Annotated in this window: 16 protein-coding genes; 7 read left to right on the top strand and 9 right to left on the bottom strand. The window is 46.5% G+C overall.

The window, feature by feature from the left end; translation table 11 throughout:
- Positions 1–30: 30 nt before the first annotated feature.
- From QUB51_RS28425 to QUB51_RS28415, 3 genes are all read left to right on the top strand, one after another.
- Positions 31–6,120 carry a polymorphic toxin type 28 domain-containing protein gene (locus tag QUB51_RS28425; protein ID WP_333264248.1) on the top strand — a complete coding sequence of 2,030 codons (6,090 nt, stop codon included), beginning with the start codon at positions 31–33 and terminating at the stop codon, positions 6,118–6,120.
- 56 nt (positions 6,121–6,176) lie between these two features.
- Positions 6,177–6,845: a pentapeptide repeat-containing protein gene (locus tag QUB51_RS28420; RefSeq protein WP_333264245.1), complete on the top strand. Its 669-nt coding sequence runs from the start codon at positions 6,177–6,179 to the stop codon at positions 6,843–6,845.
- Between the two features lie 177 nt (positions 6,846–7,022).
- Positions 7,023–7,733 (top strand): hypothetical protein, encoded by a 711-nt coding sequence (locus QUB51_RS28415; protein ID WP_333264243.1) that lies wholly within the window; start codon positions 7,023–7,025, stop codon positions 7,731–7,733.
- Between the two features lie 39 nt (positions 7,734–7,772).
- Here QUB51_RS28415 and QUB51_RS28410 read toward each other — a convergent pair whose 3' ends face one another.
- The 5 genes from QUB51_RS28410 to QUB51_RS28390 all read right to left on the bottom strand — a co-directional run bounded on the left by QUB51_RS28410 (position 7,773) and on the right by QUB51_RS28390 (position 11,119).
- Positions 7,773–8,003, bottom strand: a complete 231-nt coding sequence (locus QUB51_RS28410; protein ID WP_333264240.1) for a hypothetical protein — start codon at positions 8,001–8,003, stop codon at positions 7,773–7,775.
- On the bottom strand, positions 8,003–8,995 hold the full coding sequence (locus QUB51_RS28405; protein WP_333264237.1) for a DEAD/DEAH box helicase: 993 nt from the start codon (positions 8,993–8,995) through the stop codon (positions 8,003–8,005). Before QUB51_RS28405 ends, QUB51_RS28410 begins: the two co-directional genes overlap by 1 nt.
- A 92-nt stretch (positions 8,996–9,087) precedes the next feature.
- The gene (locus QUB51_RS28400) at positions 9,088–9,471 is read right to left on the bottom strand and encodes a hypothetical protein (RefSeq protein WP_333264234.1); all 384 of its coding nucleotides are present in this window, start codon (positions 9,469–9,471) and stop codon (positions 9,088–9,090) included.
- Positions 9,468–10,190 carry a ParA family protein gene (locus tag QUB51_RS28395; RefSeq protein ID WP_015179842.1) on the bottom strand — a complete coding sequence of 241 codons (723 nt, stop codon included), beginning with the start codon at positions 10,188–10,190 and terminating at the stop codon, positions 9,468–9,470. The genes QUB51_RS28400 and QUB51_RS28395 overlap by 4 nt, the downstream gene beginning before the upstream one ends.
- Before the next feature lie 803 nt (positions 10,191–10,993).
- Positions 10,994–11,119, bottom strand: coding sequence for a hypothetical protein (locus tag QUB51_RS28390; protein ID WP_333264231.1), 126 nt, complete (start codon positions 11,117–11,119; stop codon positions 10,994–10,996).
- Positions 11,120–11,183: 64 nt separating this feature from the next.
- On the opposite strand from QUB51_RS28390, the gene QUB51_RS28385 reads away from it, so the two are divergent.
- A complete protein-coding gene (locus QUB51_RS28385; RefSeq protein WP_333264228.1) occupies positions 11,184–12,134 on the top strand; it encodes a tyrosine-type recombinase/integrase in 951 nt (316 codons plus the stop codon).
- A 470-nt stretch (positions 12,135–12,604) separates the two neighbouring features.
- Here the strand turns inward: QUB51_RS28385 and QUB51_RS28380 are convergent, their stop codons facing one another.
- Complete coding sequence (locus tag QUB51_RS28380) at positions 12,605–12,985, bottom strand: hypothetical protein (protein WP_333264225.1); 381 nt, start codon at positions 12,983–12,985, stop codon at positions 12,605–12,607.
- A gap of 593 nt (positions 12,986–13,578) precedes the next feature.
- Between QUB51_RS28380 and QUB51_RS28375 the strand changes: the two genes are divergently transcribed.
- The 3 genes from QUB51_RS28375 to QUB51_RS28365 all read left to right on the top strand — a co-directional run bounded on the left by QUB51_RS28375 (position 13,579) and on the right by QUB51_RS28365 (position 15,510).
- Entirely contained in the window at positions 13,579–13,746 is a 168-nt protein-coding gene (locus tag QUB51_RS28375) for a hypothetical protein (RefSeq protein ID WP_333264221.1), read from the top strand.
- Between the two features lie 694 nt (positions 13,747–14,440).
- Complete coding sequence (locus tag QUB51_RS28370) at positions 14,441–14,734, top strand: hypothetical protein (protein WP_333264219.1); 294 nt, start codon at positions 14,441–14,443, stop codon at positions 14,732–14,734.
- Between the two features lie 140 nt (positions 14,735–14,874).
- Complete coding sequence (locus tag QUB51_RS28365) at positions 14,875–15,510, top strand: hypothetical protein (protein WP_333298359.1); 636 nt, start codon at positions 14,875–14,877, stop codon at positions 15,508–15,510.
- 454 nt (positions 15,511–15,964) lie between these two features.
- Here the strand turns inward: QUB51_RS28365 and QUB51_RS28360 are convergent, their stop codons facing one another.
- The 3 genes from QUB51_RS28360 to QUB51_RS28350 form a co-directional block, all read right to left on the bottom strand.
- Positions 15,965–16,132 carry a hypothetical protein gene (locus tag QUB51_RS28360; RefSeq protein WP_333264213.1) on the bottom strand — a complete coding sequence of 56 codons (168 nt, stop codon included), beginning with the start codon at positions 16,130–16,132 and terminating at the stop codon, positions 15,965–15,967.
- A gap of 150 nt (positions 16,133–16,282) precedes the next feature.
- Entirely contained in the window at positions 16,283–16,516 is a 234-nt protein-coding gene (locus QUB51_RS28355) for a hypothetical protein (RefSeq protein WP_333264210.1), read from the bottom strand.
- 17 nt (positions 16,517–16,533) lie between these two features.
- On the bottom strand, positions 16,534–16,665 hold the full coding sequence (locus QUB51_RS28350; RefSeq protein ID WP_333264207.1) for a hypothetical protein: 132 nt from the start codon (positions 16,663–16,665) through the stop codon (positions 16,534–16,536).
- Between the last annotated feature and the right edge of the window lie 294 nt (positions 16,666–16,959).

The following is a 16,959-nucleotide window of genomic DNA, read 5'->3' as shown; positions in this document are numbered from 1 at the left end:
AATATCGGCAATCATCCGGTTGAGGTTAAGGTGACTGATACTTTTGGAGAAAGCGTTACTGTTTCTTACAATTTAAGCGTTGTCGCCGATAATGTTGCGCCGAAAGTGAGTTTAATTGCTAGTAACAATACCGTCGATGTTGGGGATTATGTCACGTTTACTGTGAATGCTGTTGATAACGTGAAAGTTGAATCTTTGGGTTTGACTATCAACGGAACTCCTGTTGTTTTAGATGCACAAGGTCAAGCAAATGTCAAGGTAAATAATTTAGGCAGTATTACGGCAGTTGCGACAGCTAAAGATGCGGCTGGAAATGCCGGAACTGCCACTCAAACTGTCGCCGCAATTGACCCCACCGATGTCAACGCGCCTGTTATAAATATCGCCCTGGAAGATGATGCAGAAATCACCGCGCCATTCAATATAATCGGCACAATTAGTGACAGCAATTTGGCATACTATACATTGGAAGTAGCGCCAGTTGGTGGCGGGCAAATTCCGGGCGATGGCGGAGGATTTAAGGAGGTTTATCGGGGAACTGCTGCTGTCAGTAACGGAACTGTTGCGACGTTTGACCCGACTGTTTTGGCTAACGGCGCTTACGTTCTCAAGTTCACTGCTTTCGATACCAACGGCAACGGTTCTACTACTGAAAGGACGGTGAATGTTGCGGGCGATTTGAAGTTGGGTAATTTCCGGTTGTCGTTTACTGATTTGTCGGTTCCGGTGGCGGGTATTCCGATTAACGTGACTCGGACTTACGATTCTTTGAATGCCAACAATAGCGATGATTTTGGCTACGGCTGGCGGATGGAGTTCCGGGATACCGATTTGAAGACTTCGTTAAAAGCTGACCCGACTTATGAGGAGTTGGGGATTAATACCGTACCGTTTGATAGCAAGACTAAGGTATTCATTACGTTACCCGGTGGTAAGCGGGAAACCTTTACGTTTAAGCCGCAATCGCATCATTTGAATCAGTATTTAGGGGCTGCTGGGCCGGGCGCTGCGATGTACAAGCCGGCTTTTGAGTCTCAGAAAGGTTCGACGGTGACTCTGACGGTTAAGGATGCGAATTTGATACGGAATGAGTACGGCGAGTATTACGGGGTGAACGGGCAGCCCTTCAATCCCGAAAATCCTGCCTTTGGTAGTGTTTATGTGTTGACTACCAAGGAAGGGTTGGTTTACGAGATTGATGCTAAAACTGGAGACTTGCTGACTGCTACTGATGCGAATGGGAATAAGCTGACTTTTAGCGATGCGGGGATTGCAAGTTCGACTGGTAAGTCGGTGACTTTTGAGAGGGATGCTGCTGGGAGGATTGTTGGTGTTGTTGACCCGGATGGTCAGAAGGTTAAGTACGAATATGATGCTAAAGGGGATTTGGTTGCTGTTAAGGATAGGGAGAATAATGCAACTCGGTTTGAGTATGAAGATGAAGACAGGCCGCACTTTTTGACGGAGGTTATTGATTCGTTGGGACGGACTGGCACAAAAGCAGAATACGACCAAGTAACTGGACGGCTGAAACAAATGGTAGATGTCAACGGTAAAGCCGTTGAAATGACCTACGACCCCAACAATTCCAAACAAACTGTCAAAGATACACGCGGGTATTCTACCACCTATATTTACGACTCGCGCGGTAACGTCCTGCAAGAAATCGATGCCAAAGCAGGCACTATTACCCGCACCTACGACTCCGACAACAACCTATTAAGTGAAACCGATGCAGATGGTGTCACAATTCTATATACCTATGATAGCAACAACAACCTGCTAACCATAAAAGACGAACAGGGTAACACAACCCGCATGACCTACGACAATCGCGGTCGCGCCACATCTATTGTTTCACCCACAGGTCTAAAAACTAATGCTAAATACGACAGCCGCGGCAATTTAATCGAAAGCATTGATACCGATGGACTAAAAACAACCTACAGCTACAACGCCCAAGGTCAACTGCGTTTCCAAACCGCACCAGACGGTCAAGTAACAGAATTTGACTACGACCGTTTTGGTAACATCAACCGCATGGTGGATAGCCGAGGAAATGAAGTTAAAACTGATTACGACCTCAATAACAGAATCAAGAAAGCAACAACCACATTTAACCTCAACGGTCAAACTTATACGCAATGGATGGAGTATGACTACGACTCGGAAGGTAAAACCATTGCTAGCAGAACCTCCCAAGGCAACAATCAATCGATGATTTACGATAAATTGGGACGGGTTACATCAATGACAGATGTATTTGGCAATGTCACTTCTTACCGCTACGAATTGCCGGAAACATCAGGTCAAAACAACAATAATTCAGCCTTCGATTTAACAGTCACCCGCATTGATGAAATTACCTTACCCGACAACACACCAAGTAACAGCAGCGACAATCCGAAAGTCATCAAAAAATACGACTCAGCCAATAATCTAATTGCAGAAGTCTCCACTACTGGATTAGAAACCCGTTATACCTACGATGAATTGGGTCGTTTAGCAGAAACAATTCTACCGGATTCTACGCCGAGTTGGGATGACAACAAGAGAGTCAAAACTGAATATTCAGCAGCCAGTCGCATCAAATCTCAAACAGATATTTATGGAAGTAAAGATGCCTATTTCTACAACGACATCGGTCAATTAATTCGTTCAAAAGATGTTCTTGGTAATGACACCACCTACACCTACAACCCAGGCGGACAAGTTGAGTCAGTCACCGACTTCAAAAATCGTACAACTCGCTATGTTTACGATGAATTCGCCCGAATTAAAGAAACAATTTACTTCGACAACTCCCGCTTATCGCTGACCTACGACTCACAGGGACGGCTGAAAACCGAAACCAACGAACTCAATCAAACCACCACCTACGAATACGATGCTTACAGCCAAATTAAAGCAGTTATTAACGCCCTCAACGAACGTACAGAGTTTGAATACGACAAGCGTCGCAATTTAGTTCAAGTTACCGATGCACTCGGTCACAGCATCCGTTATAAATACGATGAATACGGACAAAAAGTAGAAACAACTTTCCATAATGGCGATAAAATATTGACGGGTTACGACCAGTTCGGTCGCATCACCAGCGTCACCGATGAGAATTTACACGCAACCAAATACGCTTACGACAATCTCAGTCAGTTAACCGAAATCGAACAAGCAAATCAAGCCAAAACAAAATACACTTACGACAACTTGGCGAGATTAACCGAGATTAAAGATGCCAACCAAAACGTCACCAAGTTTGAATACGATGACTTTTTCCGCCCCACAGCAACCATTCTCCCAATGGGACAGCGGAATCAAACAGTCTACGATAAATTCGGACAAATCGTCAGCGAAACTGATTTTAACGGGGACACCATTAACTATACCTACGACACCCTCGGACGTTTAAATCAAAAAACATTCACAGACCCCAGAATCTCGCCCGTTTCCTATACTTACGACCCCGTTACATCGCAATTGCGGACTGTGACGGACGGACGCGGCGTCACGCAATATGCTTACGATAATTATGACCGGTTACAAACAACTACTACGCCGGATTTGAAAACTGTCGGCTACGGCTACGACCTGTTAAATAATATTACTTCCCTGACAACTGGGGCGGGAACGACTTCTTACGGTTACGACAAGCTGAATCGTTTGGATACAGTCAAGGAGGGAAATCGCACTTTAGCTGATTACGATTACGATAAAGTTGGTAATTTAATTCAAACTAAATTTGCTGACAGTTCGGTAGAAACGCGCAAATACGATACGCGCGACCGCTTAACTGAGTTAAAAACTAAAAACGTCACGGATACTGTTTTCTCTGGTTTTAACTACACTCTTGATGCTGTTGGCAATCGCAAGAAAGTTGAAGAATATAACGGTCGCACTGTCGATTACAGCTACGATGCACTCAATCGATTGACGGAGGAAAAGATTGTTGATGCTGCTGTGGGAAATCGGACTATGGGCTATGGCTATGACTTGGTGGGGAATCGCTTGACTAAAACCGATACTTTGTCGGGGTCAACTACCTATAGTTACGATAATAACAATCGCCTCAATCGGACAACGGAAGGTAGCAAGCTAACCAACTTTACTTACGATAATAATGGTTCTCTCAAAACTCGGTCGTCGGGTACTGAGACTGTTACTTATGACTGGATTAATGATGGTGAGAATCGCTTGGTTGGGGTGAATAACGGTACTTCTAGCTCGCAGTTTGTTTACGATGCTTTTGGTAGCCGCGTTGCAGCTATTAATAATGGGGTCAGGACGAATTATTTGACGGCTCCTATTTGGGGTTTACCTGAAGTGTTGATGGAGTATGATGCGACGGGAGCGGTTAAGGCGGATTATACTCAGGGTTTGGGATTAGTTAAGTCAAGTCATGATAATAGAGAAGGGTTTTATCATACTGATGGATTGGGTTCGACTCGGGCGATTACGGATAATGTTGGTTTGGTAACTGACCGCTATACTTACGATGCGTTTGGAGGATTGTTAAACCAAACGGGGACTTTTGGTAATTCTTTTGGGTTTGCAGGGGAACAGCGGGATAGTGCTACTGGATTGGATTATTTGCGGGCAAGGTATTACGATTCTAGTTTGGGAAGGTTTATTTCTAAGGATGCTTTCCCTGGCTATTTGGATGACCCGATGAGCCAGCACGATTATCAATATGCTCATGCTAATCCTGTTAGCAATACTGACCCCAGCGGCTATTTCTCAATGGGCGATGTGATGGCGGCTATTGGTGTAGCGTCGCAGTTGGCGGCAATTGGTGGAGCTAGTGGTGGTATTGGTTTTGGTGTGGGATATATGGCTGGTGCTGCTGCTGGCGGGGCTAGCGGCGAGGAAGTTTTAGGAATGTTTGGAGAGTGGGGTGCGGGTTTTGCTAACGGGGTATCGAGTGGTTATTTAACTGATGTTTATGAATACTCTACTGGGAATAAGATTGAACCGAATCATGCGATGCTCTACAATGCTGGTAATGTGGCTGGGATTGGGGTTTCTTTTCTGACTGGGATGAAGGCTGCTACTTGGGCTACTACTGCGATGGGGCCTTTGAAGTGGGTAGGTGTTGGGCTAGGTGCGGTAGATACGGCATTCGATGGTTATGGAGCGGCGATTGCTACTAATAATCTGAATCAGAGTTGGCAAAATAATGGTAAGTTTGAAATTCAGGATACTTGGAATCTGCTGGCTTATGTGCCTTTTGGTCTGGCGGCGATTAAGGGTATTAAGGGTTTATTGGGTGCTAGTAATTTACCTAAAAATGGTATTCAGGGTGTTAATGATGTCCTGGGAGATACTCAAAAAACAATCACAAAAGCGGGGAATTGTTTTGTTGCTGGTACGGAGATTTTGACGGTTGATGGGATTAAGAATATTGAGGATATTGTTGTTGGGGATTGGGTGATTGCTGATGACCCTACTACTCCTGGCGGGATTGAAGCAAAACAGGTTTTGGAGACTTTTGTCAGGGAAACTGATGCGCTGGTTGATTTGTATGTGGATGGGGAGGTGATTTCTACGACTGGGGAGCATCCTTTCTGGGTGCCGGATAAGGGGTGGGTTGAGGCTAAGGATTTAGTTGTTGGGTCGTTGTTACAGACTGAGGATGGTCGGATTGTTGATGTTGATGGAGTTGAGAGGCGGGAAGGTAAGTTCGAGGTTTACAACTTTAATGTTGAGGGCATTCCGACTTACTTTGTCTCCGATTTGGGGATTTTGGTTCATAATGCTGATTGTGGACTTAGCCAAGACGCTAATAATGCAATTAGGAGGTTTGAAAATATTAAAAGCAACGTTCTTGGGGATATTAACAGCCAAGCAAATCACAATCATTACAGTGCCGCTCGGAGAGAAGCAGCAGGTGAAGTTGTAGCCCGTCGCCCTGATGGAACTCCATTCGATCATATAGGAGAGTTACAAGATACTTATAGAGGATTACAAAACATACGTGAGACCCTACAGCGTGAAAGGAATCGCTTACCTGATACTCTAACTGATAGAGGACTTGATGTTTTGCTCAAAAGATATAAGGAGGTTCAAAATGAACTAACTCGATTAAAAAACTTTTTAACGGAGATTGGACACCCTCCACAGTAGTAGTTTGTACGCTAGAGACTTTCTACTTATTTTCCAACCCACTAACCCAGTAACAGATGATGAATAAGACTAAGGATATATACCAGGAAATAGAAGAAGACAGAATCTGGCTGACAAGTCGATGGCAGTCAGATAAAGGTCAAGATATGCTTGCCAATGTAATTGCAGCATTGCAATCGAGACAGCCTTGGGCTCACTTTCTCTCGGAGTTACCTGACATTGAAGAAGTGTTTGCCGGCTGGGATTTGAGAGGTGCTCCCCTTGCTGGCATCAACTTTGCTGGCGCGGATTTTAAAGAAGTGGATTTATATTTTACTGATTTAAGCGGTGCTAATCTGGAACTATGTGATTTTCGGGGAGCCGAGGTTGGCTATGCTAACTTCTCAGATGCTAACCTAGTTGGAGCGAATTTTGAAGGCTGTTTTATGGCCAGAATTAATCTCAGCAGAGCTAATCTTTCTAATGCCGAACTCATGCGTGCGGTTCTAGCTGGTGGCAACTTAGTGGAGGCTAACTTCTGTGGAGCTGATTTAACAGGTGCGACCTTGTTGGGAGCTAAACTTGAGGGTACAGTTTTCGATGGCGCAATTCTACAGGATGTTAGATGGGGTGAATTTGCTAAAGAAGATTCATCATCAGACACCTTAGAATCAACATCGCTAGAAGACATACAAATTTCAACAACAGACACTGACTGCGAAAGCCCAGATATTAAGCGCGAGTAAATAGAGAAGCGCAATTCCGTAAAAATGAATATTGTTGTCGCAGGAATTAACCCTGTCAACCACCTACTTTCCCAACAACGTCCCCCGATCGCACTTCTTAAATCACACGCAGCGCTTCCTGTACAAAAGCCACCCACACAGTATAAAATGTAACCCTATACCGCTCTACAAACAGCCATGACACCGAAAATAACCATCCAAGAACTGGCGATCGCCCTCACAGCCAAAAACCACTCCCCAACCCTCCTCAACGCAGACTTCCTCAAATACAGCGGCATCGTCCCCACCGATTGGGAACTCGCCCGCCCCCCCGTTTTCAGTCCCCAAATCTCTCAAGTTGCCTTCACCAACGGCATCAATATCGTCGCTCAATCGAACGCCATCACCTTCATCGAATCCCTGAGTGCAAAGTCAACAGAAGACACCAAAATTCCCGCCATCATCCGCAAGTACGTTGAAGCTTTACCCCGCACAGACTACCAAACTTTAAGCATCAATCCCAGAAGCTTCGTCACCTTTGAAGGGGGAGATGAAAATGCAGCCTCGGAGTACATTACCTCCACTTTACTCTCGAAAGGCACATGGTTTGATGTTGGGAAAGCTCCGGTAAAAGCTGCTGTCAATTTAGTTTATTCTCTAGGACGAGGAGAACTCAACTTAAGCGTTGCCGAAGCTTTATTGCAACTGCAAGATGCTGACCCAACTCCCGCAGTATTGTTCTCTGGTAGCTTTCAGTACGAAATTGCAGGGGAATTAGAAGGCGAGAAACTGCAACATTTGTACAAACTTTTGGAAAATTGGCAGCCAGATTTAGAGGCTTACAGGGAAATTGTCAACGAACGGTTTTTGGGAGTGAAAGAAGTTGAAGAGTTACCGTCTGCCGCGTAAAGGATAAGATTGTGGGGGCGTGAGCTATTGGAGCCTAAATCAACTTCTTTCAACCGCTCCATCTTCATCGCAGTTCGCTCTGATTTCCAAGGCGTGAGTCCCTACCCGGACACTTCTTTCAACCCATCCTCCAGCAGCATTCGCATTCTGGTTTACTTTCTTGCGCCCCGTCTTGGCCGCCAACATCGACAGTTTACGGTGCAGAGTTTCGGACATATCTACAGTAAACCGGACCGTCGCTTCTTTATCGGGTGCTTGCAGTTTGCTCATCAGGCTAGGCTCCTTCGCTGAAATACACTCATTGCTAATTTAGCCGCAGACCGATTTAAAATTTGAGCGCGGTTATAGTAATTTTCAATATAGTGAGTAGTTTTTTCATAGAGAGTTTGTTCGCTAATTTCACCTTGAGTGAGTTCGTAACTCAGAGTGTCTGAAATTCGCATCGGATAGATGAGAGTGCCATCAAAACGCACCATTTCCTCTTTGGTGCGTCGCATAAAATGTTGCTGACGAGAAGCAGGAGGGTAAGTGTTAAAAGCGTCATAAGTTGACAATACTTCTGGCTCTAATAACCGCCACAAATAATAGTAGGGAAAATCCTTCCCCTGATGAGGGGTTGCTGTCAGTAACAATAAATGCTGACAAGTCCATTCTAATTGGCAGTTTTCATCATCGTTAATTCCCACCAAAGCTTCTGCCAGTTGGTAGCGTTTAATTTTGCGAATATAAAAGTCTGGTTCGCGATCGGCCGAGAGTTTGTGAGCTTCGTCAAATATTACTAAATCATAGGGAATTACTGGCGACTCTTGCAGACGCGAAAACATTCGCTCTCCTACTAAAGTATCAACGCTAACAATAAGAAGGTTGCTATTTTCACCAATAAAGGGATTAGTAGATTTTGCTTCGTTGCCAGTGGCAATGCGAAACGGCAGACTAAATAATTTGTTCATTTCCCGTTGCCAGTTTCCCAATAACCCAGCCGGTGATACAATGAGAACCCGGTGAATTAAGCGACGCGATAGCATTTCGCGAATGTAGAGACCTGTCATAATGGTTTTACCAGCACCGGCATCGTCAGCAAGGAGAAACCGCAGTCGCTGATGTTGCAGTAAATGTTTGTAAACTGCAATACGCTGGTGGGGTAAGGGTTCAATAAGTGAGGTTTCTGTGGCGAAGGTCGGATTAAATAAATAACCGTAGGCCAGACGCTCTGCTTCTGCAACTGCCCAAACTTTTCTGGGACTGGCTGAAAATTTAATCATAATATTTGTTCGCGCCTGTTCCTTCAGTTTTTAATTTCTCATCCTTCATAGGAAAGATAAACCATTCTGCCATTGCGATTCCCTAAAAAAATCTAAAGGTCTAATAGGTTTAACTGTTTACGCAACTGCTCAACATTCTTGATTTGGCTCCAGTCCACATCAGCCTGTTGTAACAGAGAAATCGCCACGCCCATCAAATGCTGAGGATACACTCGTTCTGCTGGTGGCACAGCTTGGGCGTTGTTGTCCCTAACAAGTCTGGCTGTATCTGCTAACCATTCGTGCTGGTTGCGAGTAATTTTAAAATTGACCGCAACCAGTTTCTCCTTGGAATTAGCCAGAGTCGCAGCTTCAACCGGAGGGTCTTGAGCGGGTTCCCTATCAGCTTCAATATCTACTGGTGCTGGTGACTGCTTAATTCCGGAAAACTGGCTCAGCTTTCCCATCCCTCCCATCTTACTTTTAGGTTTGTTCACGACAACCTCCACAATTTTTTGCATTCTTTAGCTAAAAACCGATAAGATGAAGCACCGGAGGACTTGGCAGCATAGGCGGTGACAGGCTTTTGCTGAGCAATGGATTCTGCCACAGCAATGTTGTCAGGAATCACCGTATGCAGCAGCCGATAGTCCAGTTCCACAGAAGCCTCAACCAGCAAACTGTCAGCTTCCTGGGTCAACAGCAAGCGCGACTTATAGCGAGTCCGTAACACCTCAATTGGCACTCCTGTTTGCTCCCCTCGAATTAATTCCACCGCTTCCGACAACCCTTTGAGGGCAGCCGGTTCGCACAGAGTCGGAATCAACACGCGATCGCACGCCAACAAAGCCTGTACCGAAACAGAGGAGAGCCCTGGCGAACAGTCCATCAGGCACACATCAAACCCCTTCAGCTTAGAGAGGGCTGGGGTGAATAAATCATGAGGTGACTGCAACTGGAACAGTCCCAAATCCCCCGGAATCAGCCACAGATTTTTTACCTCTGTATTTAATGGCTCTACGTTATCTCCCTGAAGCCAATCTAAAGCTGTCGGCTGCTGACCGTCTTGACCTAACCCAAAACTAAGGGTGCGCTGCCCATCCAAGTCGAGCAGCAGGACGCGACACTTACTTGCAGCGAGGCAAGCTCCTAAGTTTAAAACTGTGGTACTTTTCCCCGTACCGCCTTTGAAATTGAAAATAGCGACCTTTAACATAAAATCCTATTAAGGTCTAATCATCGTTTAGCTTAACACTTACTTTTATATGCTTAAGTGTTAAAGCCATAAACTGTTAAACCTATTAAATGTTTAACAGTTTATGAGCAAGTCTGAGGTCAGCCGCAGATTGGCAGTTACAGCACGAGTAAGGTAAGTAGGTAGGCGAAACCCGTTTCTTGATGAAACCGGGTTTCTAGGGTGTACTTCATAAACCTGCAATTTGCTGCTTGCTGTAAAATCTGGGGTTTTTTGTCTGACTGGTTAGACCCAAAGTCAACTGGGGCGATTGCTCTTTTGGGTAACGATCAAACGATCAATCGCTAGCTTGCGGTAATTGGTTAAACAGTTAAACGTATTATACCTTTAGCTGTTTAGATGAATATCCCATAACTGGCTTTTCAGGCAACTGAAGCGATGTCGCGCTGGGGCATAGCGTTCCGTTAACTGCGATCTCCGTGCTACCTGCTGATAGCTCAACAAATGCCTTGGCTTTCTTGAGGCGATCGCACCACCCTCAGTTAGGATATCCGCGATCGCACGGCTGCCTGCTCTCCCTAGATAACTCAATCGTATAGGGTCAAGGTTGAATGGCGGATAATGTTATTCAGGGTGAAGGTTGCACGGTCAGAGAAAGCAAATTCGACTTCTTTTTCGGGCGCGTTAAGTTAAGTAGGCGCTGTAAAACGCAATTATGTAAACGATTGTAAAGTATCCCAATTCCCTAAGCATGGCTAAGTCAGCCCTGTTTACATACAGTTACATAGTTGAGTTTAATTCCGCCTACCTACTTAAACTCCCTCTTAATTAATTCCTTTAAAAGCTCCACAAGCAACAAAAATTGAAGGAGAAACGGCAGCATCTGTTGATGCTCCCGCACTTGCAGCAATTTCTAGGGGCCAGTCAAACTTTTTTTGTTGTGATTGCACTAATTGTCCGACAATTAAGAGGAATTCCTAGAATCGCTGTTCTGACAATTTCATAGGTCGTCCTTTGAACGCTGTTACCTCAGATTTAACGCTCTTGTTGCCACAGCCTCTGCCGCTGACTTGTCACCCGGTGGCGGTGTACCTTTCTCTGTTGGCACCCGGCTCACAGCCGACGATGCGGCAGTCTCTTGATGCGATCGCGTCTTTGCTGACGGAGGGGCAGTGCGACGCGATGACGCTGAATTGGGCAACGCTGCGCTACCAGCACACGGCTGCGGTGCAAGGGGCATTGATGGCACAGCACTCTCCGGCTACTGCTAAAAAGATGATGTGTGCTCTGAAGCGGGTGTTGAAAGAATCACTGCGGCTGGATTTGATGAGCGCGACTGACTATGCCAAGGCGATCGATTTGCCTAAAATTAGGACATCTGACAAACTCAGGGGGCGGGCCTTGAGCGCTGATGAAATTGCCACTCTGTTTGAGGTGTGCCACAATGACCCGACTCAGGCAGGCGCTCGCGATGCGGCTCTGCTGGCGATTCTGCGGGTGGGTTTGCGCCGGGCTGAGGTGGTGAAGCTGGAATTGAGGGACTTTAATGCTCGCACGGGTGCTATGAAGGTACGAGGCGGTAAGGGGAACAAAGACCGCACGGTGTACCTTCCTGGGGATGCTGTGGAGGTGGTGGAAGATTGGCTCGTGGTTCGGGGTCTGGAAGCGGGAGCGTTGTTGTGTCCGGCCTGGAAGATGGGTCGGATACATATCAGACCGCTAACACCCCAGGCGGTATTAGTGATTTTGCAAAAGCGGGCAATAGAGGCGGGGGTGGAGTCGTTTTCTCCTCACGATTTCCGCCGGACTTTTTGCTCGGATTTGCTAGATGCTGGAGTTGATATCGTGACTGTGGCGGAGCTGGCGGGGCATTCTTCGCCTGCAATTGTGGCTAAATATGACCGCCGAGGAGAGGAAAGAAAGCGGCTCGCTGTGGAGCTGTTGTCGATTCGGAACAAGCGTTGAACTGCCAACAAGCGACAGTAGTCTGGGAGTGCGAATTGACTTCTAGGCTTATAGATGAGGCTGGGAGACGGAGCGAATGAGAGCGATGTACAAGGCAGCTTCGGTTGAATATCACCGCGTTATTGCCGGGTAGTTGTTCATCGTCTCCACTTCACCTATAAAGTATTCTGCCGAACCCTAGAAGCCGACAAAATATTTCACTCCTCAAGCCGTCACGGAGCAAGAGTTTCAGGCGTTGATTATCAATTAACTCCCTGATTCTTTCAGTCAAGGCGTCAAACCTTTATCCCGCCTAGGTTTTATCCACTTGGGTATAATGCTCAACTCTAGGGTTGATCCGTACTACTTTGCATCAAGTCCCACAGCGCGCATTAACGAATTTCGGAAACCCGTCAGGTTTCCAGCCCAACAGAGAACAATAAAATGCCTGTACTCCAAATCCCATCCATCGCCTAAAATATCAGCAGGCTCTAAAAATCCAAGTTTACGATGGCAGGAGGGTCAAAATGCGCCCCGTCCATTTTGGGCGGGGCTGTGGTGTCTAAGCGGCTCTGTGTTTTAGTTTCCCAAGTTTTGCCTGCATCTGTCGCTTGATTTTCGGCCTCTTTGACTCGCGCCGGAATCGTTTCGTCGGCTTTCGGATTGAGTCGCGGTGCCAGAACCGCCGCATGGAATTGAAAATAACCGCTCAGGGCGAGAGAATCCGTCGCCAGCCAAGCTTCACCACCGGCGGAGTTACTCCGCCACCGCTCGCCAGACGCTCGCTCGCCAGCAATTTCTAGCTCGCCCGGATCTTCGTTGCAGACTGGCACATCAGAAGTGATGCGCTTTACCGAGACTAGCGACAGCATTAGTTTCAAGGCGGAGATCGGCTTAGTAGTTGGTGCGGTAGCGTCGGTGTGGCGATCGGTTCTGGGGCGGTGGTTTTGTTTGTACTAGATGAATACTAGCATTATGTCTAGTAAATTTTTAGTAATAAAGCTAGTTTTTGTGGGGTATAGGCGAGATACGCGCAAAATAGGACAAGACGTAAAGTTTTGTAACAATGCCGCTTTTCAATATCCCGTTCGGGCTTGGTTCGGCTTCAACGGTGAGTTCAGCCAAACTGCACAGCAAAGCTAAACGCCAGGCGTGAAGATGCCAACACTCAGTCGGCGAAGGCAGAGTAGTAGTTATACTCTGCCCTCGTACAGGTCAAAAAAGTGGAAATCTTTTACTGCTAAACATTTCAGGCTTTGCTACTTCCAGTCAGTTTGTCTTATATTTACAAAACTTTACGTCATGTCCTATTTTGCCCGTATCTCGGCTATACCCCTTTGTGTCTAGTATTTCTCCTGAGTCAATGCTAGTATTTCTGTCTAGCTTATGTACTAGATACCGCTAGCGAACCCTCCCATCGCTGGGGGCGGGCAACTGTTAGCTAGCGTCCCGGAGATCGGACTCTGTGACGATTGCCTTTAACCTCGCTGCGATTGCTGCGATCGTCCCTTTTGTGTCGGTTCCCGGAGCCGATGCCAGCTTGCGGATTGATTGGATCGAAAGTTTATTAAGCCGTCCCTCGATGTCCGGCGTTGTTGGCGCGATCTGCCGGCGCCGTAAGCACTCTCCGTAGTTGGTGCGGTAGCGTCGGTGTGGCGATCGGTTCTGGGGCGGTCGGAGTTTTTTCGGGCGGTGGTTTTGTTTGTACTAGATAAATACTAGCACTATGCCTAGTAGACATTTAGTAATTAAGCTAGTTTTTGTGTCTAGTATTTCTAATGAGTTTATGCTAAAATTTTGTCTAGCTAATCTACTAGATACCGCTAGCGATGGGAGGGTTCGGTAGGGGTCAGGCAACTGTTGCTGATAGTCTTGGATCTCGCGCTCGCTTGGCTTGTAGCGCTGCGATTTGGGCATTCGTGGCGTCGATTTTTGAGGCGATTTGAACGAACTTGTTGGCTAACAGAGTCATTGTTCTTCGTCCTTTGGTTGTGTGTGCTGGTTGTGGAGCGTATGTAGCGAGCGGTTTGTGTCGTTTCCGTTTCGCTCTAACAAATACTAGCATGATGTCTAGTATACAAATAGCATAAACACTAGACACAAAGCCCAATTAAGATGCTAGATAAAAAGCTATTTGTGTACTAGCATAATGTCTAGTATATATTGAGCATTTAATATCTAGTATTTGTTATAGCAGAGACACTAGACAAAAAGCTAGACTAACGTGCTAGACAAAAAGCTAGAGGCGCTAATTTTAAGCTAGCGTGATACTAGACAATTAAATAGCATTATGCTAGACTGTGGCTAGTTTATTACTAGACAAGACTATGACGAGCAAAACCAATAAGCCCGAAACCCCTACAAATAAAAGGCTCCAGCTCAACTTGAGACTGGACGGACGGGAAGACTTGCTAGAAGCTATCAAGGCCACCGCCGAAACCAAAGGCTTAAGCGTCAATTCTTGGGTTGTGGGGTTGCTGGAGTCAGCGACGGGGATGAAACCTGCTAGTGCAGCGCCGACAGGTGGGGATTTAGAATCAACCATCGCCCCCCTACTAGACAAGTTGCTAGCAGAGAAGTTAGCCAGCTTTGAGGAACGGCTGGGAAAATTGAGTGCCTGAGTGAGTCATCGCCACCACCATCACTCAGGCAAGAATTAGAGGCTAAGGATAAAGAATTGGGATCAAGGACGCGGCAACTAGAAGAGCAAGACCGGGAACTGTTAAAGTTTCATGAGCGGATCGGGGACTTATGGCTTAAGGTGCCAGATTTGAAGGAGCAATTAGAGATAGAACGTGCCGATCGTAAAGATATTGAGGAGGAATACTGGGATAAGGTGGAGGCTCTAACAGAAGTGCGATCGGAACTTGCCGAACTTCAAAAAAATCTAGCAACTGCCAACCAACAATTAGATGAAGTAACAGCCGATCACCAGCAAGTCGAGGCCCAACTCTCCAGCCTGCAAGCGCAACTTGCAACATTGGCAGCCGATCGGGAAGAACTCGCCCAACTCAAGAAAGAAGCCAAGGAAGCTGCGGAAGAGGTACACCGGGAGGGAAGGTCGATCGAGCTTGAGAAAGTCCGCTGGCTGCAGCAACTGAGCGACGCCAGGGCCGAGCTAGAAGAGGCGAAGGCAACTATTCTCAAGCAAGGCGACAAGATTCGGGAATTGGAGCGCGGGTATAGCTTGAAGCTTAACCCTGTGGAGTCTGCTTTGCGCTTGGAGATTGCCGAACTCCGATCGCAACTCGCAGACCTGGAACAGAATCCAGCCCCTGCGATCGATCTACCAGAGCCGGCCGACTTGCTCAATCAGTTGAAGGGGCGGCGGAAGAAATCTAAGGCAGAGCTGGCGGATGTGACTGCAATGCTGGAAATTTTGGAGGGAAATTTGTAAAGTTCGTATAAAACCGCGCAATGCGGACAATATATGTGATCTGCAGCGGGGAATTCCAACGGCCGATCGTCCCTAAACAAAACGCCCCCGGCACAAGGTCGGAGGCTTTTTAAATTATGGGTAATTAGTAATTGGTAATTGGCAACGGATGTTGGCCCCAATTAACCGCAGTATAGCGGCTTCAGGAGTTTGGGCGATCGGTAAAATAGACAAGTCGTTATGCAGCGGCGACATATTCCAAAGCGAAAGCCCCCCGGTATTACCAGAGGGCTTTTGCTAAATCAGCTTTAACACAGTAGCGTTTGGTTAGATTCGTGATGTTCGGTAAGTGATGTTCAGCGCTGCCATCTGATCGTCGGTTAATTGTTGAATCTGCTGCGGTGGTTGCCAGCGATGGCCCCAGTTCTGCCGAAGTTTGGAAAGGGCGATCGGACTGGGAAAGAGTTCGGCTGCACTAACCCAAACCCCAACACCAGAAATCTGACTCGCTCCCGTAAGCATTAAATTGTTGGCGCGATACCTTAGCCAGTTGCCCTTGCTGAGATTCTTGCCACAGTCGATCGACGGTCAGTAATTCGCGCTTCACAACCTTGACTATTCCTAGTATTTCAGCAACTGGCATCGTGGCATAAATTGCAATACTATCGCCCGCTTTTAGAGAGGCTCCAAATTTGCCTTTTCTCAGTTCGATCGCATGCAGGATTGTGGGAGAGGAAGAAGGCAGAAGCCCAGGTCGGACGGACTGAAATTATGTAAGTGCGGGTTGGTTTAGTCATCGTTTTAACGCCTCCCTCAAGGCTTCTAATTTGGCTACAGCCAAGTCAATTGCGTCGCTAGCGCAATCAATTAATTGTTGTTCGGGTTCTTCCAGCCAGCTCAGTCCCCACGGGTTGCTAATATGCGCTTGGGCCCTAATTTTTGCACCCTGCAACATTGCGATGCAAGTTGCCAGTTCGTCCGCTACTGGCGGGTTGCTGGGATGGTCATACTCGGTTCTGATTGTCATGGGTTATTCTCCTTTGATTAATTCCTATCATTACCCGTCAAGTCTTTCTCTAAAATGATGTCACCACGTCTGACTAACTCTGCAAAGATGGCATCGTAAATTGCATCAAGAGTAGAGCTAGGAATCAACATTAATAACTTACTGAGCATTGTTATTACCCCTTTCATTTTGTAGGAACTCTTGGATTTTGGGCAACTGTGAAATCTCGCCATCATCGTAGTTCTCAATCAGCCATTTGAGCAGCGTCTTTCCGTGCCGTGTATAGCTGCGTGTTGGGTGGCCGTTTTTCTCACCACATTTCAGGATTGACTTGATAATTGTGCGGATATTTGCGCCCGATAAAGCAGCATCGGACACGGACACAAATACAGCGGTTTTCGCTGTTATGAGGTACAATCAATAATAATGAAATATCATTATGTAATCAAAGCTAATGAAAGCAT

The organism is Microcoleus sp. AT8-A3, assembly GCF_036705675.1.
Classification (GTDB): Bacteria; Cyanobacteriota; Cyanobacteriia; order Cyanobacteriales; family Microcoleaceae; genus Microcoleus.
The sequence above is the reverse complement of the archived record's forward strand: the minus strand, read 5'-3'. Positions and strand labels throughout refer to the sequence as shown.